Source organism: Paraglaciecola sp. L3A3, from assembly GCF_009796765.1.
Taxonomy (GTDB): Bacteria; Pseudomonadota; Gammaproteobacteria; order Enterobacterales; family Alteromonadaceae; genus Paraglaciecola.
Window position 1 is genome coordinate 883,679 of the sequence record NZ_CP047023.1, and the last position, 25,862, is coordinate 909,540.

The following is a 25,862-nucleotide window of genomic DNA, read 5'->3' on the forward strand; positions in this document are numbered from 1 at the left end:
ATGTGCTCAGTTGTTAATAGGCTTTCGGCGCAACCGTATTGTCAATTTCAGTGTCCTTGTGACTATTTTTTACTTAATATTTGTCTATTCACTAGCTTTTACCTCCTATCTACTGTTTTAGTCTGTTTCACGCTGTTACAGCCCATCTATTTTGCTTTGATCTTTTTGTAAACAAGCAGTTAACATTTCACTTTCTTCTTTTATACCAATCGCGTAATCTATTGCCCGCGCCATTAAAGTTTGGTTTTGATGGTGTTGTTACGGAATATTATTAGTATAAAGAGGAATTTATGGAAAATACCGAAACTAGCGTTACCCCGTCAATTGACAACCACTCGATCAAACATACTTCAGATGTGAAATTTCATGGCAAAGCAGGTGAGTTTTTTGCTATCTGGATTGTGAATTTATTACTTTCAATCATTACTTTAGGCATCTATTCAGCTTGGGCTAAAGTGAGAACTAACCGTTATTTCTATTCGAATACAGAAATCGATGGCCATAGATTTTCTTATTTAGCAGATCCCATCCAAATATTAAAAGGTCGAATTATTGGGGTGGTACTTTTTGGCGCGTATTTTCTAGCCTCGGCTTTTAGTCCAATCGCCGCTTTGGTGATTATGTTGTTATTGCTAGCCGCTACCCCTTTTTTAATATGTTTGAGTATTCGCTTTAAAATGAGAATGACAGCTTATCGTAATGTCAGATTTAATTTTAAGGGGGGCTTTGGTGAGGCATTTATTATGTTTATATTACTGCCAATTGCTTCTATGTTTACTCTTTATTTGGCTTTGCCTTGGGTATTGAAAAAAATGGATGAATTCATTTATTCCAATGTCACTTTTGGTGATAAAAAAGTACAAACAGATTTAAAAACGGGTGAATATTATATTGCTTCTTTCGGTGCTTTTTTTATTGGTGTTGCGCTTTTTGCTATCGCTTTATTTGCCCTTGGTGGCTCGTTAGCTGCATTGAAAGATCCTGAGGCAATGAAGCAAATGTCATCATCTTTGATCATTCTTATGGTGGTTTATGTATTAGTTATTTTGTTAGCCTCTAGTTTTTATACTGCACGTATTCGTAATCATATTTTTAATCATTCACGTATTGAAGAAGTGGCTAGTTTTAAATCTGAATTAACAGTCAGCAAATTAGTTTGGTTGCATTTAACTAATTTTATTGCCTTGATCTGTACATTAGGTTTTGCCATGCCTTGGGCTCATGTACGCAGTGCAAAACTTTATGCCCAAGCGACGCAAGTCAATATTTTAGAAGGTGCTGATAAAGTGTTAGTGGACGCTTCTGGATCGGCTAGTGCGGTTGCTGAAGAAGTGGCCGGTGTTTTTGACGTCGACATTGCTTTGGGTTAATACAAACATGCAAGTACAAGGACAGTTCTATCCTGAGGGAGGATCCCAATGCCTATTGGCTGAAGTGACATTCAGCCAATCAGGCGCTATGTCACTAACTGTGACAGATAATAACATTCACATTCAACTGCGCCGTGATGAGCTGAAAATCAAAGATAAATTAGGTTCAATTCCCCGTGAAATTGTGTTGTCAGGGTTGGGGTTGCTGTCGGTTGAATCGACCGCGGAAACTGATTCATGGTTAGGCGCTGATAAAAAGTCTAATCGTATTGCTAAGATAGAAAAAAATCGCTCAATGGTGTTATTGAGTTTGATTTTAGTACCTGCTTTTTTATATGTGTTTTTTAAACATATGATCCCAGGTTTTGCCGTACATTTTTCTGAATATGTGCCAGAGGGTGCGATTCGAATTGCCTCTGAACATACCTTATATTCGCTGGATAAAACCCTACTGAATAAAAGTAAAGTGGATGCAAAGTTACAACAAACATATAGGGATAATTGGCAGCAGACTTTAAGTCAATTAACTCTGAATGACGTCCAATATAATTTGAATTTTCGTGAGTCAGATAAAATGGGCGCCAATGCCTTTGCCTTACCTGATGGTACAGTTGTGGTGACCGATGAATTGTTATCTCTAATAGATAACAATGAAGAGTTATTGCAGGCTATTTTGTTACATGAGATTGGCCATGTAGAAAATAGACATTCTATGCGCCTGATTGCTGAAACCTTAGCCACCTCATTAGCGATAGATTATTTTTTTGGTGATCTTGGCGGCATGATTGAAGTATTTGCAGGCTTATCAAATACCCTAGTACAAAACCAGTTTTCGCAAAAACTAGAATGGGAAGCCGATAATTTTGCCCTTGAGCAAATAGAAACCTTAGGTTTAGATCCTGAAAGTTTTGCAAAAGCCATGGAAAAGTTAGCGGCCACTTTACCAGAAGAATCTAAGTTAGATGCCTTAATGCAATCGCATCCCTTGATGAAAGAGCGGATTGATAATGCCAGAGCCAGAAAATAGCGTTATTGAAAGGGTTATCCCGAGTTCAGCATATTTAAGAAGATTGAAAATATGAAGCAGTTATTAGTTTTATTATTAGTCGGTCTTGGCTGGGTCAATTTTGCCCTAGCTGCATCTATTAGCCAAGCTTATAAAAATCAGCAAAGTGATGTACAAGTCAAAGGCAGCGGTATAGTTGTACGTATATTAGAAGATGATAATCAAGGCTTTCGTCACCAAAAATTTATTCTTAAAATTGCCTCTAACCACACTATCTTAATAGCCCATAACATTGATCTAGCGCCAAGAATTAATTCCATTACCAATGGCGATACGGTGCAATTTTTCGGTGAATATGAATGGAATGATAAAGGTGGAGTGGTGCATTGGACTCATAAAGATCCCAATGGTAACCATCTCCATGGTTGGTTAAAGCATAAAGGCAGAGTTTATGACTAGAGTCTGGTCGGTTTAATACCCTCCTTAAATAAAGTCACTATTTTCATGGGGTTACTAATGTGTAGTTAATTCACCAATCCTCATTATTTGCTTTTCTTTTATGCTACTCGTGGCAAAATAAGGTGGCGTATTATTTAATCTAAGTTGTTAATGAAAGCTGTCACATTATTTAGAGTAATCCCCCTTGTCTTGTCTCTGGTCCTCACATTATGCAATATTAGTCTTGCGGCTACTGCTGCCGATGAACCTGAGGTTAAACTCTCTGCTTCTGGTATTTGTCACGATCAAACGAGTACTTCGTTCAAAAGAACAAAAAAGTTTGAAGCATATGATTCTATTGCAACTTGTATTGCACAGGGTGGGCGTTTACCCAAGGCTAAAACTAAATCAATAGATAAAGCGACTAAAGAGGCCATTGAACAAGGTAGAGCCTTTGTCACGTTATACGATAGAGGGGATTGGCCCCATTGGTTAGACTCAGATAAAGATTGCCAGAATACTCGCCATGAATTATTGCTGCAAACATCCACTAAGCCGGTGTATTTTAAGTCAGATAAACAATGTAACGTACTTGCCGGAGAATGGTATGACCCTTACTCCAATGAAATTTTTACCATATCTAAAGATTTAGACTTGGATCACATAGTGCCGTTAAAGTTTGCCCATGGTCACGGTGGCAGTAATTGGAGTAGAGAACAAAAGGCCATTTTTGCCAATGACTTGGATAACTTGATTCTGGCTCAGGCCTCGTTGAATCGTCAAAAGGGAGCCAAAGGTATTAACGATTGGTTACCGCCTAATCACCAATATAGATGTGAGTATATTGCCCATTTTAATAAAGTGATGAACAAGTATAATTTGACTTATATCGCCTCAGAACAAAGAGTAGTGAATCGTCTGGTAAAAGCTTGTAGCTAAACAATTTATACCAATCCGCATTGATAAATTCTCGCTGAGTGTACACTTATCAAAGCGGATTGGTATTAACCTTAATTCAGGTTAAATTGTGTCGTGTTAATTTATACTTAAAATTCAAAGGGTATTAATTTCCATCAACGCTTACTCGATGACGACATTTTTCGTGGATAGCAAGGCGGATTTTTGTACACAATAGCCAGCTATTATTAGAAGAACCAACGCCACTAGGCGCAAAAAGAGCGTTATTGAGAGGCTCTGCTTATCCCGAGTTCAGGATACTTATTAGCGGAATAAACGTTAATCTGTGGTTGGTGGAGTAAGCTCTGTTTCACTTGTTTCTGTAGACTCAGCTTCTGCAGCTAATTTGGCTCGCTCAGCTTTAGATATATAGGGATCCTTTTTTTTAGGGTTGCCTTTGGCTTTAGCTGCTTTCAGTCGTTTCTTGTGTATCTGGGTTAATTTCTTTTTTCTGTTCATGTTTGAAATAGACTTCTTAGATGATAAATAAAGATTGAGGCCCTTTAAGCGACCTCGTGATTTTAACTATTATAACTCACCGCAGCCCTGCTGTTATTTTTACTTCAGTACAAATTGATAAAAGCTGTTAATATGCGGCCAATTTCATGTGCTCGATATATTGGGACGGATGAAAAATTTGTTTAATTTTAGCTTTTATAGGTAACAAAATGTCAGAAAATACGATTAAAAACAGAAGATTACGAAAAAAATTATATTTGGAAGAGTTTGCTATTTTAGGTTTTGAATTTAGCTGTAAATTGGCCTCTGCTTCAGAAGCTGAATATGAACAGTTTTTTAGTAGCTTTGCTGAGTTAGTCGAAAGCCATAATTTATATATTACTCTTGATGATAATAGTGAATGTTTTGAAGGCTCTGTAACTTCAGCAGAGCGCTACGGCAATGCTACAGAAGAAGACCGAGCTGCGCTTGAAGCCTTATTAACAGCGAACCCTTTGGTAAGTGAAATCAAAGTGGGTGCTTTGGTTGATGCATTTTACGGAATGTAAAACTGGCTTGTTAATGGCGATGGAGTCATTAATAAATTAGTCTTCTATAGCACACAAAAAAATGATTCAAACCTGATGCCAGTTAGCTAAGTTAACTGGCATTGATGTTTTTTAGCCTATTAAAAAATTCTTTTTAATATTTAATCACAAATTTGGTTTCTGCCTTCTTGTTTGCCTTTGTATAATGCATCGTCTGCTCGTTTGAATAGGGTTTCAAAGGTGTCATGAGTCTGTACTTGAGCCACTCCTCCAGTGACTGACACTTCAATTCCAATCGGTTGTCCTATTGGTTTGGCGCTAATAGCTTCTTTTAGTTTATGACCAATGGCTAGTGCACCTTGTAAATCAGTATTGGGTAGTAAAATTAGGAATTCTTCCCCCCCCCAGCGAGCTAATTTATCCTGTTCACGTATGCCACTTTTTATTAAATCAGTTCCTGTGAGTAGCACAATATCGCCTACATCGTGGCCATAAGTGTCGTTAATTTCTTTAAAAAGATCGTAATCAAGTAATAAAATGCTAAATACTTCTTGGCTACGACGAAAACGTTCAAAGGCAGCTTGAATATATTGTTGTAAACCATGGCGGTTGAAAACATTGGTTAAAGGATCGTTATTAGCTAAGGCTTTAAGTTCGTTATTAGCTAATTTTAATTCACGTGTCCGCTGCTCTACTTTTGTCTCAAGTAACTGGCTCATAATCACTAAATCGGAATTACGTTCTTTCAATCTGCGGCTTAGTGAGGAATTTTTGTTAATTAAATTATCAAACCGGCTATTGGTGACAAAACTTTGGCAAGTGATAAAACAAATAATCCCCAAGCTAAAAAACCTGCCAGTGGAAATAATGTTATTCATATAAAGGATATCGTTTAAGGCGAATGCAAATGCAATCAGTGAGCCAATCAACATGACGGCTGCACCATTTTGTTTTTTCCGCATTGCTATCCACATTCTCTGCAAAATATACATCATCACTATTAAAGCAATGATCTGGAATATGTCGACTGATGCTCCAAAATAACGGGTGGGAGAAAATAATATAAAAGCAGAAAAAATTACTGAGATTGTATAGAACAAAGTACACACTTTGCGGCGGAACACACGTGGGTAACATGAATGGAAAAAGTATAAACCAACAGGAATACCTGCGTAATAACTTAAAAAGTTTAATTTTGTTATTAACACAAACCCTCCTGCGAAGGACGATAGGGCAAAACTCATATGTTCAATTGTAAACTCTCGAAAGAAAAACAGTAAACATAAGCATGCAAAAACTAATGGGATATTATCTGTTGGTCGTAAAAAAAACTGGATTAAAGCGTGAATTATGGTGATTAACAGCGCACCTAAAATAAACATACTTAATGCAACTTTATCTCGTTGCAAGGTATGCAACGAATCAGCATCTCCTAGTACTATCGGCTCCCATAAACCTCCCCAACTAGAGTGATAATTTGATACTTGAATGGTGATCGTAAATGTTTTACTGCCGTCCGGTATCCGCACTATGGCATTGTTGTATCCTGGTGTGCCCGCAGATTCTAACTTTGATACTCTGCCACCAGAGAGCATAAATTCAGAATTGATATACAAGTTGTAAGCACTCTCAATAGGAGGGATATGTAGGGCCAAATTATTTGAACTTTGTTGTAAAGTCACATCTAAATGATAGGTAGCAAATCCGATAGCGTCATAATCTTGGTTAGATATATTCGCTTGCCAGCCGCCATATCCTTTTACATTGGCAGACTCAGGCATAGCTTTTTTAATTTGTTCAGGCTCTAAGAGTTGTTGCCAAAAAAATGACCAATCACCACCAAGAGCTAAGGTTTTTGTTGACGAAAAATCTGTAGGAATCACAGTTAATTGGCCATCAACAGCTTCTTTTTTAGCAGGTTGTAAAGCTACCCCAAAGTGGTAAATAAGCGGTAAAAATATCAACATAGCCATAAATAGCAATGCGATAGATAGGGATTTAGACCAAGTTTCCATGTGGTGCTTTTTCAGGGCGATAACATTTTCCATAACTTTTAGCAGCACCATATTGTCCTTAAATGGGAGATAAATTTTATTAATTTATTGCGCATATTAACAAAGTTTAAGGCCGGATTGTTTCGAATGGTAGAGAAATATTGTATGCATGTATTTAATTAAATACCTAACTTTAATTTTTAGGATTTATTACATGATATTTTGCGGGGATAAAATTTGTTGTAAAAAAAGCCAAGCATTTTGCTTGGCTATTAAATTTAACTATTACATTGGGTCGAGTCTACACTGACTTACCCTGTGTTGCGCATACCTACTGCTATACCAGCAATTGTGACCATCATCGCGCGTTCTAAAGTGGGATCGTGTTCTTCTTCTCCTAACTCGCGAATACGGCTTAATAGTTCAATTTGTAAGTAATGTAGCGGTTCTAAGTAACTGGCGCGAATATTCATCGATACCTCGCCTTTAGGATCACTCTGCATCACAGTGTCTTGTTTTAGTAATACCAGTAACAAGTCAATACTATTTTGTAGCTCTGTACGTAATGCATCACCAAAATGTTTTAAATTTTCTGGCACTAGACGTTGATCGTATTCTTGGCTTATTCTTGGATCGGCTTTACTAAACACCATGTCTAACATAGACAAACGTGAGTAGAAAAACGGCCAATTATCGAGCATGTCTTCAATAACACCTTGTTTGTTGTCATCTAACGAACTTTGCACCGCTTTCATTACACCTAACCAAGATGGCAATACCATACGGGTTTGTGCCCAAGCAAAAATCCAAGGTATGGCGCGTAAACTTTCAATACCACCAGAAGGTTTACGTTTTGCAGGTCGACTACCTAACGGCAGTTTTCCTAGTTCTTGTTCTGGTGTTGCGACTCTAAAGTAAGGTACAAAGTTTTCATCATGACGAACAATTTTACGATAGTTATCTCGACCATCTGCAGCCATTTGAATAATGGCTTCGCGCCACTCTTGTTTAGGCTTTGGTGGAGGCAGAATTAATGCTTCAAGTATCGCAGTGGCATACAGGCTTAAACTACGCTGAGCCAATACCGGCATTCCAAACTTGTGACGAATGGTTTCGCCTTGCTCTGTGACTCTGAATCCACCGTCTAGGGAGCCAGGAGGTTGAGACAAAATAGCATCATGAGCGGGTAATCCACCTCGACCAATAGTGCCGCCTCTGCCGTGGAATAAAGTCAGTTCAATGTCATTTGCTTCGGCAATAGTCACTAAGGCTTCTTGTGACTCATATTGAGCCCAACCTGCAGCCATAGCACCAGCATCTTTGGCTGAATCTGAATAACCAATCATCACATATTGTTTACCTTGAATATAACCACGGTACCAATCAATAGACAGTAGCTTACTCATCACATTTGATGCTTGGTTGAGATCTTCTAAGGTTTCGAATAGAGGAGCGACTGGCATTGGCCAATCTACGCCTGATTCTTTTAACAATAAGATCACGCTGAGCACGTCTGATGGCAAACTAGCCATTGATATAATATATATACCAAAACCGTGCTCACTGTTTTTAGCAATGACTTTACAAGTATCTAATACTTCTTGAACATCTTCACTAGGTTGCCATGTTGGTGGGAATAGAGGGCGCTTAGAGCTTAGCTCTTTAAGTAAAAATGCTTGTTTATCGTCTTCACTCCACTGCCCATAATCGCCTATACCTAAATAACGAGTTAGTTCAGAAAATACATCTGCATGTCTTTCTGAGTCTTGACGTACGTCTAGTTTTAATAAATGCACACCAAAACAATGTACTCGGCGAATAGTGTCAAGCAAATGCCCGTTGGCGGTAACAGACATACCACATGCTTGTAATGACGCATAACAGGTCATTAATGGCTCTAACAATTGCTCTTTATCGTTTAGCCAATTGTCTTCTGACACGACTTGGCCAGCTAGTTTGTCAAAGATACCTTCTTGAGTCTTATTTAACTTGACCAATAAAGGTCTTAACAAGGCGCGATAAGGTTCAAGTGCATCGCCGACTAATGAGCGTAAATTGTCATCGCAGTCACCCATAGATAGCTCAGCTTGTAAAAAGTCGATATCTTGAGCAAATAATTTGGCTGCACGTTTACGGGCTAATAATAATACTTCTTCAGTAACTTTCGAGGTAACAAATGGGTTGCCGTCTCGGTCCCCACCCATCCACGAACCTAAATTTACGGGAGAGGCGTCAAGGGGTAGTGATAGGCCATATTTATTGTTAAAACGACTGTCTAACTCACGAATAAAATCAGGAACGGCTTCCCAAAGTGAGTTTTCAATGACCGAAAATCCCCAACGGGCTTCATCTACTGGTGTAGGTCTAATAGTACGAATTTCTTCGGTGTGCCATGCTTGGCTGATAATATCGGCAATGCGGGTTTCAATTTTACCACGTTGCGATGCTTTTAGTTCAGAGCCATTGATTTCGCTTAGGCATTTCGCTAATTCACTATGTTTATGAATTAATGTACGCCTAGTCACTTCTGTAGGGTGCGCAGTTAGTACTAAATTAATATTCAGTTTTTGCACAGCTTCTTCAAAGGTGGCAGCTTCAACATTGGCTTGATCTAGATGACTAAATAAATTGTCAATAGAATCATCTTGCTCGTTGTTACTATTAAATTCTTGTTCGGCGATATTCGCTAAATTTAGAAATTGCGCGAAAGCTCTGCCTACCGTAAGTAAATCTTCACTCGGTAATTCAGTAAACAGTTGTTTAACTCGCGTAGCTGAATCTTGATCACCTTTATAAGCTTCTCTTCCATCCTTTCTTACCGCTTCAATCCTTTCTAGCCATTCTTCGCCCAACTGGGCTTTAATTGTTTCACCTAACACCACGCCCAAATTGCGAACAGTTCCAGTCAGTTGAGAGTCAAGATTTTGTGACATATTAGGCTCCAATGTTAAAAAGTAAAATACAGTATTAATTCATAGTGATAAGCGATCACTTAGCAATAGTTTAAAGCTATTCAAAACCTTAGAATGAATACACAATGCTGCTCTTTTCGAATGCAAACTACGCATTATATGCAGTTAAACAACCATCTAGAGGAGATCCTCCGACGTTATTTTGCTTTACGCTCTTGCTAAAAGAAAGGAAACAACTATTTGTGTATCACGCTACTTTGTGCAAAAGCCGCTTGATACATTCAGCGTAAGTACTTATCACTATGAATAGGCATAAGATACTTAGATACAGAGGGTTTGTCTAAGCGAATATACAAAGGTTGACTTATTTTTTAATGATAAGCTCGTAAAAGTTCACCGTTTGTATATATTTTGAGCAAGTAAACCGCAGGGCTTAGCGTTTGTACGGCAGGATATACCCAATATAAAGTGCTTCTTAGGTTTTAGATAAGTTTAGTGGTGAAAGCTGCTTTAGCACTGTGATATACTTACCGCCACTTTTTTTAGGGGTTACTTAATAGAGGTAACTCGAAATTATTTTTGGAGCCAAAGTGTCAGATAAATATTCTACTATTGAAACGCAAGCTAGTTATGGGATCGGTTTACAAATGGGTGAGCAATTAGCATCAAATCCATTCGACGGGTTAGATATTGCCGCTGTACAAGCTGGTCTTGCCGTTGCCTTTAATAAGCAAGAAGCTGAAGTTGATAACGATACATTACGTGAGGCTTTTAATCAGATTCACCAACGTATGCAAGCCGCTAAAGCTGAGGAATTTGCTCCAGTTATTGCTGAAGGTGAAGCCTATTTGGCAGAAAATGCCAAACGTGACGAAGTGACTGTTACTGATAGTGGCCTGCAATATGAAGTGATAACTCAAGGTGACGGCGAAGTACCTACACTTACTTCAACTGTACGTACTCACTATCACGGCATGTTGTTAGACGGTAGCGTTTTTGATAGTTCTTATGACCGTGGTCAACCTGCAGAATTCCCAGTAAATGGCGTGATCAAAGGTTGGACAGAAGCCCTACAATTTATGAAAGTAGGTACTAAGCTTAAATTACACGTGCCATCTGCTTTAGCCTATGGTGAGCAAGGTGCAGGTGGCGCAATTGGCCCACATGCTACTTTAGTATTTGATGTGGAATTATTAGATATCGTTGCTTAAACAGCTTTAATGCTAACATCGATATTTACGATTAAAGGCTGGGTTTTCCAGCCTTTTTCTTATTACGGATTCTCAATCTTATGCATGTATGCATGGTCGAAAATAATGGTAACGTTTCACTTTTGTAACCCCAAGATTATTAAAAGGATTTTTCATGAAGCATTTGATTTTTATGGTAATTTTATTGAGCGGCTGTATATCCAATTCTAAATTAGATGCCACATCTTCTAATGTTATCAATGATATGTCAGCTACTGACTCTAACATTCCTGATGGTATAAATGTTACGAATGTCAAAGTTTATGATAGCCCTGAATCGAAAGTCCGTGAAATATTTAAGTATGTTCCACAGGAAGAAAGTGCTTTGATATCTTCTTCTGCATATGAAGAGTATTTCAATACATTCAAAGAGGAGGTTGGCTTTAAAAGCTTTGCTCAATCAGAGAATGGAGCATGGGGATATTCAATTAATCAAGTCTCCCAAAACAGTGCTAACCAGAATGCTGTGTCTAAGTGTGAAAAAAATAACAAAGCTTTTAAGAGTTATCCGTGTGTCGTAATTAATGAAACTGGTTCTTGGAAAGAGCAATCGAATAGAGCGCTGGAAATTTTAAATGGACTGCCAAAGTTTGTGCCCGATGATACATTCGGACACAAAGAGATTATTCAAAGTGCAGCAAACGATATGTATAGCCAAAACTATGCATTAGCATTAGCTAAAACAGTGTGGCTTTATCAAGCGCAATTTGACAAGAGTATGAGGATTGGTTTTGGAAATAAGCCATTCGGTTTTACTCATTGGAAATACTTAAGTAAGCAATACCCACCAGCAAAAACATTATTGAGGTATATTTCTAATTATACCAAGATCAAAATAGTAGAGGGTAACGAAGAGTCACCTCACTTAGCTTTGAATTTTTTTGGGGCGACTAGGGCTTTGAATAGAAAAGATAAAGCTTTTGAATTAATTAAGTGGCTAGATTTAAATGATGTTAAAAAATTTAATCGCTATTTTCCTATTTTTAAAGATGTGCTTATTGATTTGGGAGAGTTTGCACTCTATGGGAAGCATCTAAACTCAGAAGAGGAATACTTCGGTTTACTAATGTCCTACGAAAATCAACGTCTTTCTATTCTATTTAGAGACTTTCCTACAGAAGAAGATAGAGAATGGGCATTAAATACTATTCAAGAATTTATCACCTTAGATATAGCTAGGTTGGTGGCATCATTAACTAAAAATGGGCGTGTTGAAGAAGCGAAGACGATAGCCAAAAAAGCAGAAGCTAACTTTCAGTTTGAAGAATTAAATGATTTATTAAAACAAGCACTTCTCGGAAATATACCGAAATTAAACTAATTCTAGTCACTCCTTGGTGATATCTGGGGGAAAATTCTTTCAATCTTTTGCTTTTGACTCGCAGCTTTAATCTCGTCCCTCGCAACTGCCTTTAATCTTTGGCTTGTTTCATATTCACTGTCGGTGCCTACAATTCTTTTTTTTACAATCTGTTAAAAGCAATTTCTCTCGAATACTGCTAGAATCCGCGCCAATTTTTTAATCGTCGACCTTTCACGAGGAATTCAAATGTTTGATTTGATCACCAATAAAGACAGCAATGTCAAAAACGATATATTGTCTGGGATCACAGTTGCCTTGGCGCTAGTTCCCGAGGCCGTTGCTTTTGCTTTTGTTGCGGGTGTTGAACCTATGGTGGGATTATATGCTGCCTTTATGATGGGCTTAATCACCTCGGCTATTGGTGGTCGTCCTGGGATGATTTCTGGCGCTACTGGTGCTATGGCTGTGGTCATGGTGGCGTTAGTTGCTCAGCATGGTATTCAGTATTTGTTTGCGGCGGTCATTTTAGCAGGATTGTTACAAATCATGTTTGGGCTATTCAAGCTGGGTAAGTTTATCCGTTTAGTGCCTTATCCTGTAATGTTAGGTTTTGTGAATGGTTTAGCTATCGTAATATTTCTCGCCCAACTAGGTCAGTTTAAAGTGGCAGATGGCTTAGATAATTGGGTTTGGATGCAAGGGGAAATGCTTTATTTAATGTTAGGTCTGGTGGCATTAACTATGGCTATTATTTTTCTGCTACCTAAATTAACCACAGCGGTACCAGCCTCTTTAGTGGCGATTGTGGGTGTCACTGCTTTAGTTCATGGTTTAGATTTAGAAGCTAGAACTGTTATTGATTTTGTACGAGACATGTTACCAGCTGATCAAAAAGCTGAGGCGACCTTAGCCGGTGAGCTACCTACCTTTAAAATACCAGTGATCCCAATCAGCCTTAATACCTTATATGTCATATTACCCACATCAATTATTTTAGCTTTAGTCGGCTTGATTGAGTCACTGTTAACTTTGTCATTAATTGATGAAATGACCGATACCCGTGGCCAAGGTAACAGAGAGTGTTTAGGTCAAGGTGTCGCTAATACAGTTAACGGATTTTTTGGTGGTATGGGTGGATGTGCCATGATTGGTCAGAGCATGATTAATATTAATTCAGGTGGGCGAGGTCGATTATCTGGTATTACTGCGGCATTAGTATTACTTGGTTTTATCTTATTTGCTGCGCCACTTATTGAAATGATCCCTTTGGCAGCCTTAGTGGGAGTCATGTTTATTGTGGTGATTGGCACCTTTGAATGGGCTTCATTTAGGATCATTCGAGGGGTAAATAAAGAAGATGCATTTGTACTTTTCTTAGTGACATTTGTTACTGTTATATCCGATTTAGCCATTGCTGTAGTGGTCGGTGTGATTGTTTCGGCTTTAGTTTTTGCGTGGAAACATGCAGCACATATCAATGCCAAAACACATACAGATGATGATGGTTGGAAAGTTTACGAGTTACAAGGACCATTGTTTTTTGGCTCAGTATTACATTTCAAAAATTTGTTTGATCCACAGAATGATCCGCAAGATGTGGTGATTGATTTTAATCATTCACGTATTTGGGATTCTTCAGGCATAGATGCAATTGATGGCCTAGCTGATAAATATAAAAAACAAGGTAAAAAACTGCATATTAGGCATATTAGCCCTGAATGCCGTCAGCTAATGACCAAAGCTCAAGAATATGTAGAAATGAATTTAAATGAAGATCCTAGATATCATATTGCCTCAGATAAATTGGGTTAATGGTTTACACAAAATATGGAATAGTCAATGGCAACAAAGCTGAAGATAACTTATGCTAGACGGATTCATTTCTGTTTAATTTAACATCCTTTAAGCTTTGTTTTGTCTAGTTGGTCTGACAAGGATATTACTTTTTATTCTGCGTGAGGCTAACAGTGAGGACGAGTTATGTACGATTGTAACATTGTGGTAATTGATGATGACAAAGTCACACTCGAGTTATTGCAAATAGTATTAGAAGATATTACCTCGAGTGAGATTATTAGTTTTTCTGATAGCATCCAAGCCTTGGCTTTTGTGCAAAGCGAAAAAATACAATCTATTTCTCTCGTTATATGTGATTGGTTAATGCCGGATGTTGGCGGTTTAGAAATTCTCGCAGCTTTGCGTGAGTCTAAGCCAAATTGCCCATTTTTAATGATCACAGCCAATGCAACTAAACAGTTAGTGATGGATTCTATGCGTTTGGGGGCCAGTGATTTTATTGTCAAACCATTTCATACGAATAACCTATTAACTAAAGTAGAAAAACTGATCCGGGATGCCGATTAAATAAATCGCCCTAATTAATAATATTTAACCTTTAAAGTAAGTGATTTTATTCATGCTTTTTGATCAAATTATCGATAGAAAACCTACCTACGCTTTTAAATGGGAAAAATACAATGGCACTGATGTATTACCTATGTGGATAGCGGATACTGAATTTAAATGTGCCCAACCTATATTAGATGCGTTACATGCGCGAACCGAACATGGCTTACTTGGCTATACAGTGCCAGCTCATCATACCGCTGTGAACCAAGCTGTAGTCGACTGGTTGTCTCGTCAATATGATTGGCAGATTTCGCCGGATTGGATTGTTTGGACCCCAGGTGTGGTGCCAGCATTTAATATTGTGTGTAAAGCGTATTGCCAGCCTGGTGATAAGGTAATGGTACAAACCCCTAATTACCCACCTTTATTAGCTGCACCAAAAATTAATGGCTTAGAGCGAGTTGACATTGGCACAGTGGCAATAGATGGTCGTTGGACTATAGACTTAGCTGAATTAGAAAAACAAGCAGCAGATCCCGCCTGTAAGTTATTTATTGTCTGTAATCCTATGAACCCTGTTGGCTCGGTGTTTTCAGAGCATGAATTACAACGTATAACAGAAATCTGCCAACAAAATGATGTGCTTTTGTGCTCTGATGAAATTCATTGTGATTTAATTTTAGATGAAAAGGCTAAACATATTCCGGCAGGAAAAATATCCGAGTTTAACGGCAAAGTTATCACCCTAATGGCTGCCAGTAAAACCTTCAATGTTGCTGGTTTAGGTACCTCTTTTGCTATTATTGAAGATGCTAAAACAAGAGTTGAATTTAATAATGCTGCTAGGGGGATTATGCCCTGGGTGACAGTGTTAGGTTTAGAAGCCACTTTGGCCGCTTTTACTCAATGTGATCAATGGCATGCTGAACTTTTACAGTACCTTCGAGCTAATTTGGATTATCTTGAACAAGAAATTAACAGTATCGATGGCTTAACATTATTACGGCCACAAGGTACATTTTTAGCCTGGATCGATTGCAGTGGTTTAGGTGTTGAAAACCCACAAAAGTATTTTGAAGATAAAGGCGTTGGCCCATCACCTGGTATTGATTTTGGCGATAAGAATTTCGTTCGAATTAACTTTGGTTGTCCTCGTTCTCAATTGGAACAAGCGATAGCACGACTCAAAGCCTAAATTAATATGAGTGCATCACGTTCGTTGATGCACTCTATGTCTTTTATTTATACCTTCTTTTTAAATTAATAGTCTGCCTTAAAGGGCTCTTTTTATGTCAAATTTTCCGGAAAAAAATGCGCTTGGTTTAAGCCCAATAATTATGTTTGTATTACTAGTTGTGGGTTCTGGGGCGATCACTCAAGATTTTAGTACTATGCCTATTTTGGTGGCATTTATGCTCAGTAGTGCTTATGCATTTATACTTAATCGGAAAAGTAAGCCCTTGTCTTTTGTAGAAAAAGTAGAGGTGTTTTGCAAAGGAGGAGGTGACAGTACCATTATTTTATTGGCAATGATTTTTCTATTGGCTGGTGCTTTTTATGCGGTGACAATTGATATAGGCGCGCGGGATGCCACTGTTAATTGGGCACTAAATTATGTGCCGACCAATTGGTTATTACCTGGCTTGTTTATTATTTCCTGTTTTATTGCTTTTGCTATGGGCACTTCTATGGGGACTATCAGTGCTATTACGCCAGTGGGTGTAGGTTTGGCGAATAGTTTGGGTGTACCTGTACCTTTAGCAGTAGGAATCGTCATTGGGGGCGCTATGTTTGGCGATAACTTGTCATTTGTTTCAGATACCACTATTGCGGCTACGCAAACACAGGGGGTGAAATTAAGAGACAAGTTCAAAGCAAATTTGTTAATTGTACTGCCTGCGGCTTTAGTCACTATTGTGCTGTTAATGTTGGTGGATATTAATGGTGCAGGGGTGGTGACTGCAAAAGATTATGATTTTTGGTTAATCACCCCTTATTTAATTATTATTGTGTGCGCCCTTGTGGGTTTGAATGTCATTACTGTGTTGGCTGTGGGTATTAGTTCAGCATGTGTTGTGGGGATCGCAAAAGGCATTTTTACCTATACCAGTATGTTACATAGTGTGCAAAAGGGTATGGGCTGGATGCAAGATATGGTGGCCATCGCGTTAATGATAGGCGGTATTGTTGCTTTAATGCATGCTTATGGCGGTTTACAGTGGTTAGTTTCTGTCATCAAAAAGCGGGTTAAAAGTCGTAAAGGGGCAGAAGTTGGTAGCGCCGCTTTAGTTAGCTTTTTAGATGTGACAACAGCAAATAATACTATAGCGATTGTCACAAGTGGCCCAATCGCTAAGGATTTTAGTCAGCAATTTAATGTTGATCCAAGACGTACTGCCAGTATTTTAGATATTTTTTCTTGTGGTTTTCAGGGCTTAGTTCCCTACGGTGGCCAGCTGTTAGCTGCGGCGAGTTTAGCGGGTGTCTCGCCTTTTTCACTGACACCTTACTGCTGGTACCCAATGTTGATATTAATTTTTGGCTCGTTAGCAATTGCCACGGGTTTGCCAAAATTTAAATCGAGTACCAGCACTTAAAGTGATGCTTAAAAATTTAATTTAGCACCCATTACGAAACTACGACCCGGTAAAGGAGCCACATCTTTTATAAACGAGCTATGAACTTGAGCTAACTCATCGGTTAAATTATTACCTTTTACGTAAAGTGTTAAATCATTGTCGCCCAACGGAAGGTAATAATTAAATGATGCAGAAACTATGGTGTATCCATCGGTTTGGGTTTCATAGTCAGCAATTTTATCCTGCTTTGAATAATAGGTTGCGCCTAGCTCTGCGTGCCAACTATCTTGCTCCCAGTGTAATTCTGCACCTAATCTCATTGGTGGGATACGTGGTAAATTATTATTATCACTATCACTATGACTCAACTTGGCACGAGTAAAGTCTGTGAAACCACTTACACGTAAATTATCATTTAAATGCCAATCCACATCTGCTTCAAATCCATAAAGTACCGCGTCTTGCTGGTTAAAGGCATATACTGGTGTGCCTTCTTCTTCATGCCCCTCCTCTTCATGATCCTCTTCTGCGTCATGTTCTTCTTCATGCTCGTGGTATTCTAAGCCGGTGTTTTGTTCAAACAAATAATTGTCTATTTGATTGTAAAATACACTGAAGTTAGCTTGCAGATTATCGGCTTGAATTCTGTAAGTAATATCTAGATTATTAGAAATTTCTTTATCAACAGCATGACTCGATTGCACTACAGTAAATTCAATATCATCTGGATCACTATCATCAATTTCTAAATCAAACCCAGCACCGATTTCATAAGTCGATGTGCTAATGTGAAGTCCATTCGAAAATATTTCAGCAGATGAAGGTGCCCGTTCAGAGAAGGCATAATTTAATGCAAGTGACTGATTATCTTTTACTTGATAAACAAAGCCTGCTGATGCGCTCACTGCTGTATAAGTTAAATCATCAAAATCAGCATCTACTTCACTATTGATGAAAAAGTCATTGTCTGGTTTGTGAGAAACATGTTCAACTCTGCCACCTAATTGCCATAAAAAGTTGCCGATTGACTTTTCTTCTAATACAAATAATGCGGTATTAGTTGTATCAGTAGAAGGGGTAAAAGCTTCTTCTCCTTCAGCTGAAAATTCAGAATTTGTATAATGTAAACCTAGAACTCCTTCCCAGCCATTTAGTGCTTTATGTTTGGCCCATAGTCTTGATTCTAGGGAATCATTTTTGAAAGTCGTGCCTACTTGGCCTTCTTCAATTTCACTATGTTGGTAATCTGTATAAGCACTAAGCCAATGTACCTCGGAGAATAAACCAGAGAGGTTTTTCCATTCGACTATTGACTGGACACGATCTTGTTTCATGCGAGCAAACACTTCTTCTTCTGCGTGCTCATCATGCTCGTCCTCGTCATGTTCCTCTTCGTCGTGGTCTTCCTCTTCATGCTCATGATCATCATGAGAATGACCAGGAATACCATATTCCGTTTCTAAGCGGCCATAAGACAAAGCAACTGTCACATCGTCACCAATCCAACCTGCGCCAAATGTAAAACCTTGAGAATCTATATCTGAATTATCTATGGTGTTTACTACGTCACCATCTTCAAGGGTGAACTCAGGTACATCATAATCATCGGTTTTACGTTTAAACGCATCAAGATGCCAAGCAACATTACCTGAACCACCATTTAGATCGGTAGACAACGAACGCTCGTTTGAAACTGAATCGTAAAGTCCACTGACTCGACCTGATGTTTCATCTTGGCGAGTTTTAGGTAAGCGATTATCCACTACGTTGACTACGCCACCAATTGCGCCACTTCCGTATAATAACGTTGATGGCCCACGTAATACTTCGATTTGAGTCGCTGTGCTAGTTTCATTAGTGGTCACATGGTCAGGTCCAACCCGTGAGGCATCAGAACTATCTAAGCCATTTTGAATAACTTTTACTCTTGGGCCATCTAACCCTCGGATAATAGGACTACTAGAAACAGGCCCAAAATAAGTACTATTCACTCCTGGCACCGATTTCAAGGTTTCACCTAAAGTCGCGGCCTGGTTTTTCTCTAATTCATCACCACTTAAAATAGATACTGGCGTGGCAGATTGAAGGATAGAGCGCCCTAAAGGGCTAGCAGTAATAACTAAAGTTTCAATATCACTTTCGTCTTTTTGAATAGGTTTGTCTGCTGCTAAAGTACCTTGACTAGACAAGGCTGCGAATACAAGCATGCTAATTTTTGATAATGAATGGGTCATGAAAATTACAAATAGAATAACTGGAGTGATGTTATACTATAACAATGTGGGGGCGATGCAATAACATTTTCTAATTAATTTTGCTGGTGGGCATTATGGTTGGCATTCCATAAGCTTAAGCTATCTTGTTATACTGCATTTCAAATGAACATTGGTCTTTGTCATTATGCCTAATTTTGAATCCTACTCTCATGCCACTTTGTATGACTTATGTGACTCTGCAGCTCTAGTGAATGTTTTGCATCCTTACCCTTTTATTCAAGGTGAGATTTTTGCGGTTTGTGCTGCACCTGAAATTCCTATGCCCGAAGTCTGGCTGCCTTGGGTAATCGATAACAAAAACCAATTAACCAGTGAAAAACAAGCTGATCAGCTAACCGATTTATTGATGAAATTGTTGCAGTGGCAGTTAAAAGAAATGAGTGATGAACACATAGTATTACCTCAAGGTGTGACTTTTGAGGGAGATACTTCAAAACAAAGTCCACTTTCTTTGTGGTGTCAGGGCATGTTGTTCGGGCATGCACAGCTTGAACCTGTTTGGAAAGATGCATGGAATAAGATGCAGATCACCGACCAACAGACTATGTTGCAATTACAAAAAGACTTATCCCATTGTTTGTATATGTTTACCACCTTCGCTGATATCCCTTTGGCAATTAGCCAAGCTGAAAGCAGAGGCAATGATCAGTTATTAAAGGTTTTACCTAAAATATTCCTGTCGTTCCCACAAACCTTAGAAACTTATGTGGGATTATCTGGCCGGTTGGTGGATTTTTTGCCGAATCAATTTGAAACTTTTGCCAAAGATTAGTAGAGCAGCATGAAGCAGACTAAGCAGAGTGGAGCAGAAAAAGAAGTTTAGAGCAGTAATTAGGAGGTAGTAGCTAGTACCATTTCTTAGTCATATTGATAGTCTTAAATTTCGTCATTCCGGTGTGCTTTTAAGCCGGAATCCATTCTTTTAAAAGCAGCGCCTAGCCGCGAGATTCAAGTTTAACAGCAAAAAATTGCCACAGAGTTACATAGAGGAAAAAATTAAAGCAGCATGAAGCAGACTAAGCAGAGTGGAGCAGTAGCTAGATGCTAGTGAATAGAAAAAGACCAAGATTAAAGCAAAGATCAAAGCATGTCACAGAGGTACACAGAGATTAAAGATGCGGCTTCGCCGAAAAGACAAAAGTTTTAAACCACAGAGGCTGCGCTACACAGAGGGAATTACGTAAGATGAGCATAAATAGTATCGTGAAGCTTATTGAGTCAGATCAATTACGGTTAAGGGCGCTTGAATTTGTTAGCTTACTTGATTTACCTGATTGTTATATTGCTGCTGGTTTTGTTCGAAATTTAGTTTGGGATTTTTTGCATCAAATGCCGACTCCAACAGCACTGAATGATGTCGATGTTATATATTTTGATTCAAACGAATCTAACCCTGCACAATATCGAATATATGAATCAAGGCTTAAAGAAATGCAGCCAAATATAGATTGGCAAGTGAGAAACCAAGCATTGATGCATATACGAAACAATGATGAACCGTATCGAAGTTCACTGGATGCTATGAGTTATTGGCCAGAAAAAGAAACGGCAATTGGTATTCGTCAATTAAATGATGGCAGTTTAGAATGTGTCTCAGCGTTCGGGGTTGATTCATTGTTTAATTTACAACTTACCCATAACCCAAAGCGATCGAAAGCGGTTTTTGAACACCGAGTAAATTCTAAAGGTTGGCTTTCTACATGGCACAACCTACAAGTCACATAGTTCAGACATAAGCTGACATTTATAGGTTGAATTTTTGGGCTTAATCAAATTGACTCCAATGTGCCATATGCAGACAGTTAAGATATATGAATTTTCACAAAGCCTCATACTAAAGCTGACATTCACATCATCAAATAATTGCTTCTTTTCGGGGGAAAATGTATGTTGGCCTGAGTAGAGTGAAAAAGGTTTTTTTATAAGGAAGAGAATTATGCTTAAGTTTCTATTGTTTTTTTTCATTTGCTTTAATCTGAGCGCCACTGAAGAAATATCTGATAATGATGCACTCGATAATATTTATAAACGTCTAGCATCTCTTCCAGATGATTTATCAAAAATTGAACATGACTTTCGCTTCGACTTAATAAAAAGTGGTGGAGATAATTTGTCATTGCAGTTTGGCAATCAGAGCTTCCTGAGTAATGTTGAGACAATTGCATCAATGGTCAATTCAAACAAAATAAAGTTGACCATGAAAACTTTTATCGTACGACGAATAATTACCGGTAATATGGCAAATGATGTTGGATATCGTTATTCTAAAATGTCCAATAAAGAAGGGCTCGATGCAAAAGAACAGTTGTTTAAATTTTCTATGGTTTTTGTAAAAAAAGGGAAAGCTTGGCAAACAGTGACAGATTTTTCATCGGATAAAGCGCCCTTATCGGTACTGGAAGATACGGAGTTTGTTCGGATCATTGAGTAGCGTCAATATTATAAAACCAACGTTACTCCAACGTAGAATTTTCATACAAAGACATATACCTTATAATCCTAAACGACGATTTTAGCAGCTAGGCTGTTTGAAAATTCAGAGCCACCAAACGACCGCTTTTGTATGTTAATTCAACCAAAAAACGAAAATGCTTAATGTCTGCAATTCGCTCAAAGCCGAATTACTCAAATGTGCCATTGGCAGAAGTAGATAAGGGCTTTGGTGACAGGCAGCTTTGAGCCTAATAGCGGACAGTCGAGTCATTTTGTATTTAATTACAGCAAGTGCGACATTGCTGACTTAAGCGATGCCGATTTTCAACCAAGAAATAACAGATTTATGTGAAATCTATTATTTAAATTAACTACGACCCCAATTATTAAATGTGAACATTGCTAGGTGAAGCCTCGTGCGCATTTGTCCCAGCACGCTTTTTGCAAAGGTCTTAATTAACTTGTATGTGATTGATTTACTTTAGTACGCATATAAACTAATTACTCGGGGGGACTTTTATGACTCTTATTCATAAGATATAGAGATGCTGCAAGTGCAAAAACAGATAATGCCAAGTAAATTGCATCTAGAGCGGTTGAAAATTTAATGTCCACAACAGCTCTAAAAAACTCAATAATTACCGCAAGAATAACTACTCGGACAATCTTATCTTTTAGCTCATCAAAAGACTGGATGTTAAATGGATGTTTAATTTCACTGGCTTCAGATTCATCAATCGGAGAGATAAATAGTCTGTATATACCTGCACCAAATATAAGCAAAACAATGGCAATAAGATAAATATCTATAGCTAATATAATGTCGGTTACAATAAAGTCATGGATATCTAGAGTTTCGCGGCCAAGGTAGTAATTAATGCTTTTGATAGTTACCATTATTATATCAACAGTACCTACTATGAAGAGTGCTAAAGAACCCAGTAAACTTGTAATCACCGGTATTAGAACCAACAATCGAGAGTTCCATAAAAAGTGTTCGAAAACTGATTCTAATTTTTTCACTAAGTCACGCTCCAACTGAAAACAAAAATTTCTAAATTGCAGCTTTTAACTGCGGTAAAAGTCACTTTATTCTAATTCATTTAAAACTCACTTCACAATCATCTGTTTGCCAATCTGAGTTGTGTAAGCATAGTTATCTATCGTTAACCACCTAATGCAGTGAAACTTAGGCCTAAATAAACTCCATAGGCGGTCAAGAGTACTCCACCCTCTAATCGACTTAGACGGCGCCCTGTATACAAAAACAGAAATAGTAATACCGCCGATGCAAGCATGAACCATTGGTCGAATTGCAGAATTCTAATGTGCACCGGCAGCGGCTGAAGTAAAGCAGAGACGCCTAAAACTCCAAGCAAATTAAATATATTGCTACCAAGTATATTTCCTATAGCCACATCAGCGTGCCGACGCAGAGCAGCAATCACAGAAATTGAAAGCTCGGGAAGAGATGTACCAACAGCGACCAGTGTCAAACCGATAACCGCCTCGGAAAATCCTAAACTTTCAGCAATACCAACGGCTCCAATAAGCAGTACCTGTGACCCTAAGATTAACAGCAGTAGCCCAATTACCACAGCCGTCACTGTCCAGCCTATTGATTTGGGTAACTCGTGAACTTCTTCAGCCTCGGCTATGTTTAGTTCCGCAGAGGGTGTATGAATGCGTTCACTTCGATAAGCCCATATTAAATATACGAGTAAGGCAATTAGCAAGAACACACCATCCGCTCGACCCAGTGAGCTTCCGCCAACTAAAACCAAAAAGAATATACTAGCAGCAACTACCGTGACAGCATCTCTGCGTAATGCCAATGGCTTAATTGTCATCGGCGCGATGAGAGCACAGATCCCTAGGATTAGTAGAATATTACCGATATTACTACCCACTACGTTTCCAATCGCAATATCCGGCTGTTGATTTAAGGCTGCATTTACGGATACTACCAATTCTGGAGCTGAAGTGCCGAAACCTACGATAACTAGACCACTTAGTAATGGCGACACACCAAAACGCTTCGAGACAGCCAATGAACCACGGATCAGAGCCTCACCACCAATGGTAAGTAAACCAACGCCGAGTAATAAAAACAAAAGATTAATCATGATTCGTAGGCCCTAGTTTAAATTTAAATAAGCCCTCAGAGAAAACACACGTTACACGTAGGCTTTAATATAACACCATGTTAACAGACAGTAACATGGTGCGAAGGGAGTTCTTTTGATTCTTTTTATGTGTAGCCATATACTTTCTTACAATGCCTAACCGCTCCTGTCACAAAACTTTTCATTACAATATCTACTAACGGCAGAAAAAGACATAAAACTTCTCATGCATGTTTAAGTAGCGAATGACTCCTTTTGCCTTAGAAGCAGATTGCTGACATATGTTTTCGTATAACTGGTTTTCGCTCGAAGGAGAATAAACCGCAATAAATAGCTACGTCCGCTATCTTGTAGGTTATCTGCTCTCTGTCACCCTCATGAAGGCACAGCTTTCTTCGCTGTTCAGTGACAGATGGCGGATAATAAAAGAAGGACGGAACCGCGGTGGGTTAACTGCGATGTTTGGCTATGGGGATTTCGTTATTGAGTTGTTCGTGTGATACATCTTGGGTTGTTGCTATTAAATTTCTAGGCGTTGGGTTTTCGTTATTTTCCATTATTTTTGGCTTTTTCATTGAACGCTTATAGCTATAGTTGCTGTGTTTTATAACATTTCCACTTACTAGGCACGGCCTGTCCGTTATCGATTTTACGCGATAATAATGACGCCTGCTGTATGTTCACTGATTGCTTATATCATTTCGGTGGTGCTCTAGGTCGATATATCGGCTCTGTGATCGCCATTATTGTAAGCGGAGAATGGCACTGACGACATGTAAATGGTGCGGGCGACGCTTCACTTTCACCTGAGCAAGCGACAGGCTCAGGCTCCGTGACCTTCAACAGTTGTCTAGCGCGTTTAAGCTTAGTTTGACTGCCAAGCAGTCCATAATGACGGATACGATGAAAGCCGTTGGGTAACACATGTAGCATAAACCGGCGAATAAACTCGTCAGTGTCTACTCGCATCACTTTGTGCATATTGTTGCCTTTTCGCCGATAGTCTTTGTATTTAAAATGGACATGATATTTGTCCATTTTTTGCAATCGACTATTGGCAATCGCCACCCGATGCGTATATCTCGATAGATAAGCCAATACCGCTTGAGGGCCTGCGAAGGGACGTTTAGCATACACTACCCATTCTCTTTGCTGCTGGGCGCGTGTCCAATCATTGAACTTGCTAGAGTCATTAAAGCTAGTGGTACCAGCAAGTTTGCCGAAGCACTGTAATTGCTCATCTTTATACAACTGCCTCACGCCTTGCATGTATAGCCTTCGGAACAAGCGAGATAATACTCTCACAGGTAGAAAGAAGCCTTTCTTACAGGATTTCCAACTGTGTTTATCAAGACTGATGCCGCCGCCGGGAACAATACAGTGAACATGAGGATGATGCGTCATGGCTGAACCCCATGTATGTAATACCATGGTGCTGCCAATATCGGCACCCAGATGTTTTGGGTCTCTTGCAATGGTGTTAAGCGTTTGCGAAGCGGCACTAAACAGTAAGTCATACATGTGCGCTTTATTATAAAACGCCAACTGTGCGACTTCCTCCGGCAGGGTAAACACCACATGGTAATACTCAACAGGCAGTAATTGTGCTTGCCGTGCTTTGAGCCATCTTTTTGCAGCCGATGACTGACATTTAGGGCAATGCCTATTTCGACAGGAGTTATATGCAATCAAGTCCGTTTCACACTTCCCACAATGCAGTTGATGGCCTCCTAATTGCGCACTTCTACAGCGCTCAATCGCAGACATCACTTTGAGTTGGTGTAGACTCAGATGGCCTTGTTGTTGGGTTTTATACTGCGCACCATAAAAACGAAATACGTCGGCCACCTCAAGTGCTGGCCTTGATGATGGATGATCCATAA

The 25,862-nt window shown here is 38.9% G+C and carries 22 protein-coding genes; 14 read left to right on the forward strand and 8 right to left on the reverse strand.

The genetic code is table 11. From position 1 onward, the window contains the following. The first annotated feature begins 290 nt into the window (after positions 1-290). The 4 genes from GQR87_RS03735 (at position 291) to GQR87_RS03750 (ending at position 3,753) form a co-directional block, all read left to right on the forward strand. A complete protein-coding gene (locus GQR87_RS03735) occupies positions 291-1,370 on the forward strand; it encodes a YjgN family protein (protein ID WP_158966677.1) in 1,080 nt (359 codons plus the stop codon). 7 nt (positions 1,371-1,377) lie between these two features. Next, on the forward strand, positions 1,378-2,397 hold the full coding sequence (locus GQR87_RS03740; protein ID WP_158966679.1) for a M48 family metallopeptidase: 1,020 nt from the start codon (positions 1,378-1,380) through the stop codon (positions 2,395-2,397). Positions 2,398-2,448: 51 nt separating this feature from the next. Further along, positions 2,449-2,835, forward strand: coding sequence for a DUF3465 domain-containing protein (locus GQR87_RS03745; protein WP_158966681.1), 387 nt, complete (start codon positions 2,449-2,451; stop codon positions 2,833-2,835). Between the two features lie 150 nt (positions 2,836-2,985). Further along, positions 2,986-3,753: an HNH endonuclease family protein gene (locus GQR87_RS03750; RefSeq protein WP_158966683.1), complete on the forward strand. Its 768-nt coding sequence runs from the start codon at positions 2,986-2,988 to the stop codon at positions 3,751-3,753. 297 nt (positions 3,754-4,050) lie between these two features. Here the strand turns inward: GQR87_RS03750 and GQR87_RS03755 are convergent, their stop codons facing one another. Continuing rightward, positions 4,051-4,230, reverse strand: coding sequence for a DUF2986 domain-containing protein (locus GQR87_RS03755; protein WP_158966685.1), 180 nt, complete (start codon positions 4,228-4,230; stop codon positions 4,051-4,053). Positions 4,231-4,439: 209 nt separating this feature from the next. On the opposite strand from GQR87_RS03755, the gene GQR87_RS03760 reads away from it, so the two are divergent. Continuing rightward, complete coding sequence (locus GQR87_RS03760) at positions 4,440-4,778, forward strand: YggL family protein (protein ID WP_158966687.1); 339 nt, start codon at positions 4,440-4,442, stop codon at positions 4,776-4,778. Between the two features lie 140 nt (positions 4,779-4,918). Here GQR87_RS03760 and GQR87_RS03765 read toward each other — a convergent pair whose 3' ends face one another. Together GQR87_RS03765 and ppc are read right to left on the reverse strand one after the other, a co-directional pair. Further along, the gene (locus tag GQR87_RS03765; protein ID WP_199271685.1) at positions 4,919-6,772 is read right to left on the reverse strand and encodes a diguanylate cyclase; all 1,854 of its coding nucleotides are present in this window, start codon (positions 6,770-6,772) and stop codon (positions 4,919-4,921) included. A gap of 290 nt (positions 6,773-7,062) precedes the next feature. Next, a complete protein-coding gene (ppc, locus tag GQR87_RS03770; protein ID WP_158966691.1) occupies positions 7,063-9,684 on the reverse strand; it encodes a phosphoenolpyruvate carboxylase in 2,622 nt (873 codons plus the stop codon). Positions 9,685-10,253: 569 nt separating this feature from the next. Here ppc and GQR87_RS03775 point away from each other — a divergent pair. The 6 genes from GQR87_RS03775 to GQR87_RS03800 all read left to right on the forward strand — a co-directional run bounded on the left by GQR87_RS03775 (position 10,254) and on the right by GQR87_RS03800 (position 17,162). After that, positions 10,254-10,874 carry an FKBP-type peptidyl-prolyl cis-trans isomerase gene (locus GQR87_RS03775; protein ID WP_158966693.1) on the forward strand — a complete coding sequence of 207 codons (621 nt, stop codon included), beginning with the start codon at positions 10,254-10,256 and terminating at the stop codon, positions 10,872-10,874. A 154-nt stretch (positions 10,875-11,028) separates the two neighbouring features. Continuing rightward, positions 11,029-12,234, forward strand: a complete 1,206-nt coding sequence (locus GQR87_RS03780) for a hypothetical protein (RefSeq protein WP_158966695.1) — start codon at positions 11,029-11,031, stop codon at positions 12,232-12,234. A 228-nt stretch (positions 12,235-12,462) separates the two neighbouring features. After that, a complete protein-coding gene (locus GQR87_RS03785) occupies positions 12,463-14,028 on the forward strand; it encodes a SulP family inorganic anion transporter (RefSeq protein ID WP_158966697.1) in 1,566 nt (521 codons plus the stop codon). Between the two features lie 168 nt (positions 14,029-14,196). Continuing rightward, complete coding sequence (locus tag GQR87_RS03790; RefSeq protein ID WP_158966699.1) at positions 14,197-14,580, forward strand: response regulator; 384 nt, start codon at positions 14,197-14,199, stop codon at positions 14,578-14,580. A gap of 52 nt (positions 14,581-14,632) precedes the next feature. Beyond that, positions 14,633-15,760 carry a MalY/PatB family protein gene (locus GQR87_RS03795; RefSeq protein ID WP_158966701.1) on the forward strand — a complete coding sequence of 376 codons (1,128 nt, stop codon included), beginning with the start codon at positions 14,633-14,635 and terminating at the stop codon, positions 15,758-15,760. 94 nt (positions 15,761-15,854) lie between these two features. Next, positions 15,855-17,162 carry a Na+/H+ antiporter NhaC family protein gene (locus GQR87_RS03800; protein ID WP_158966703.1) on the forward strand — a complete coding sequence of 436 codons (1,308 nt, stop codon included), beginning with the start codon at positions 15,855-15,857 and terminating at the stop codon, positions 17,160-17,162. Positions 17,163-17,170: 8 nt separating this feature from the next. Here GQR87_RS03800 and GQR87_RS03805 read toward each other — a convergent pair whose 3' ends face one another. Further along, positions 17,171-19,378, reverse strand: a complete 2,208-nt coding sequence (locus GQR87_RS03805) for a TonB-dependent receptor domain-containing protein (RefSeq protein ID WP_158966705.1) — start codon at positions 19,376-19,378, stop codon at positions 17,171-17,173. 166 nt (positions 19,379-19,544) lie between these two features. Here GQR87_RS03805 and GQR87_RS03810 point away from each other — a divergent pair, with 166 nt between their 5' ends. From GQR87_RS03810 to GQR87_RS03820, 3 genes are all read left to right on the forward strand, one after another. Beyond that, the gene (locus GQR87_RS03810; RefSeq protein WP_158966707.1) at positions 19,545-20,192 is read left to right on the forward strand and encodes a UPF0149 family protein; all 648 of its coding nucleotides are present in this window, start codon (positions 19,545-19,547) and stop codon (positions 20,190-20,192) included. A 413-nt stretch (positions 20,193-20,605) separates the two neighbouring features. Continuing rightward, positions 20,606-21,145 carry a nucleotidyltransferase family protein gene (locus tag GQR87_RS03815; RefSeq protein ID WP_233267394.1) on the forward strand — a complete coding sequence of 180 codons (540 nt, stop codon included), beginning with the start codon at positions 20,606-20,608 and terminating at the stop codon, positions 21,143-21,145. Between the two features lie 211 nt (positions 21,146-21,356). Continuing rightward, complete coding sequence (locus GQR87_RS03820) at positions 21,357-21,851, forward strand: hypothetical protein (RefSeq protein ID WP_158966709.1); 495 nt, start codon at positions 21,357-21,359, stop codon at positions 21,849-21,851. Between the two features lie 503 nt (positions 21,852-22,354). Here the strand turns inward: GQR87_RS03820 and GQR87_RS03825 are convergent. From GQR87_RS03825 to GQR87_RS03835, 4 genes are all read right to left on the reverse strand, one after another. Continuing rightward, positions 22,355-22,876 carry a YqhA family protein gene (locus tag GQR87_RS03825; RefSeq protein ID WP_158966711.1) on the reverse strand — a complete coding sequence of 174 codons (522 nt, stop codon included), beginning with the start codon at positions 22,874-22,876 and terminating at the stop codon, positions 22,355-22,357. Positions 22,877-23,019: 143 nt separating this feature from the next. After that, positions 23,020-23,979, reverse strand: coding sequence for a calcium/sodium antiporter (locus GQR87_RS03830; protein ID WP_158966713.1), 960 nt, complete (start codon positions 23,977-23,979; stop codon positions 23,020-23,022). 449 nt (positions 23,980-24,428) lie between these two features. Beyond that, complete coding sequence (locus GQR87_RS22520) at positions 24,429-24,554, reverse strand: hypothetical protein (RefSeq protein ID WP_255456460.1); 126 nt, start codon at positions 24,552-24,554, stop codon at positions 24,429-24,431. Between the two features lie 121 nt (positions 24,555-24,675). After that, positions 24,676-25,860, reverse strand: a complete 1,185-nt coding sequence (locus GQR87_RS03835; RefSeq protein WP_158966715.1) for an IS91 family transposase — start codon at positions 25,858-25,860, stop codon at positions 24,676-24,678. Positions 25,861-25,862 lie beyond the last annotated feature (2 nt).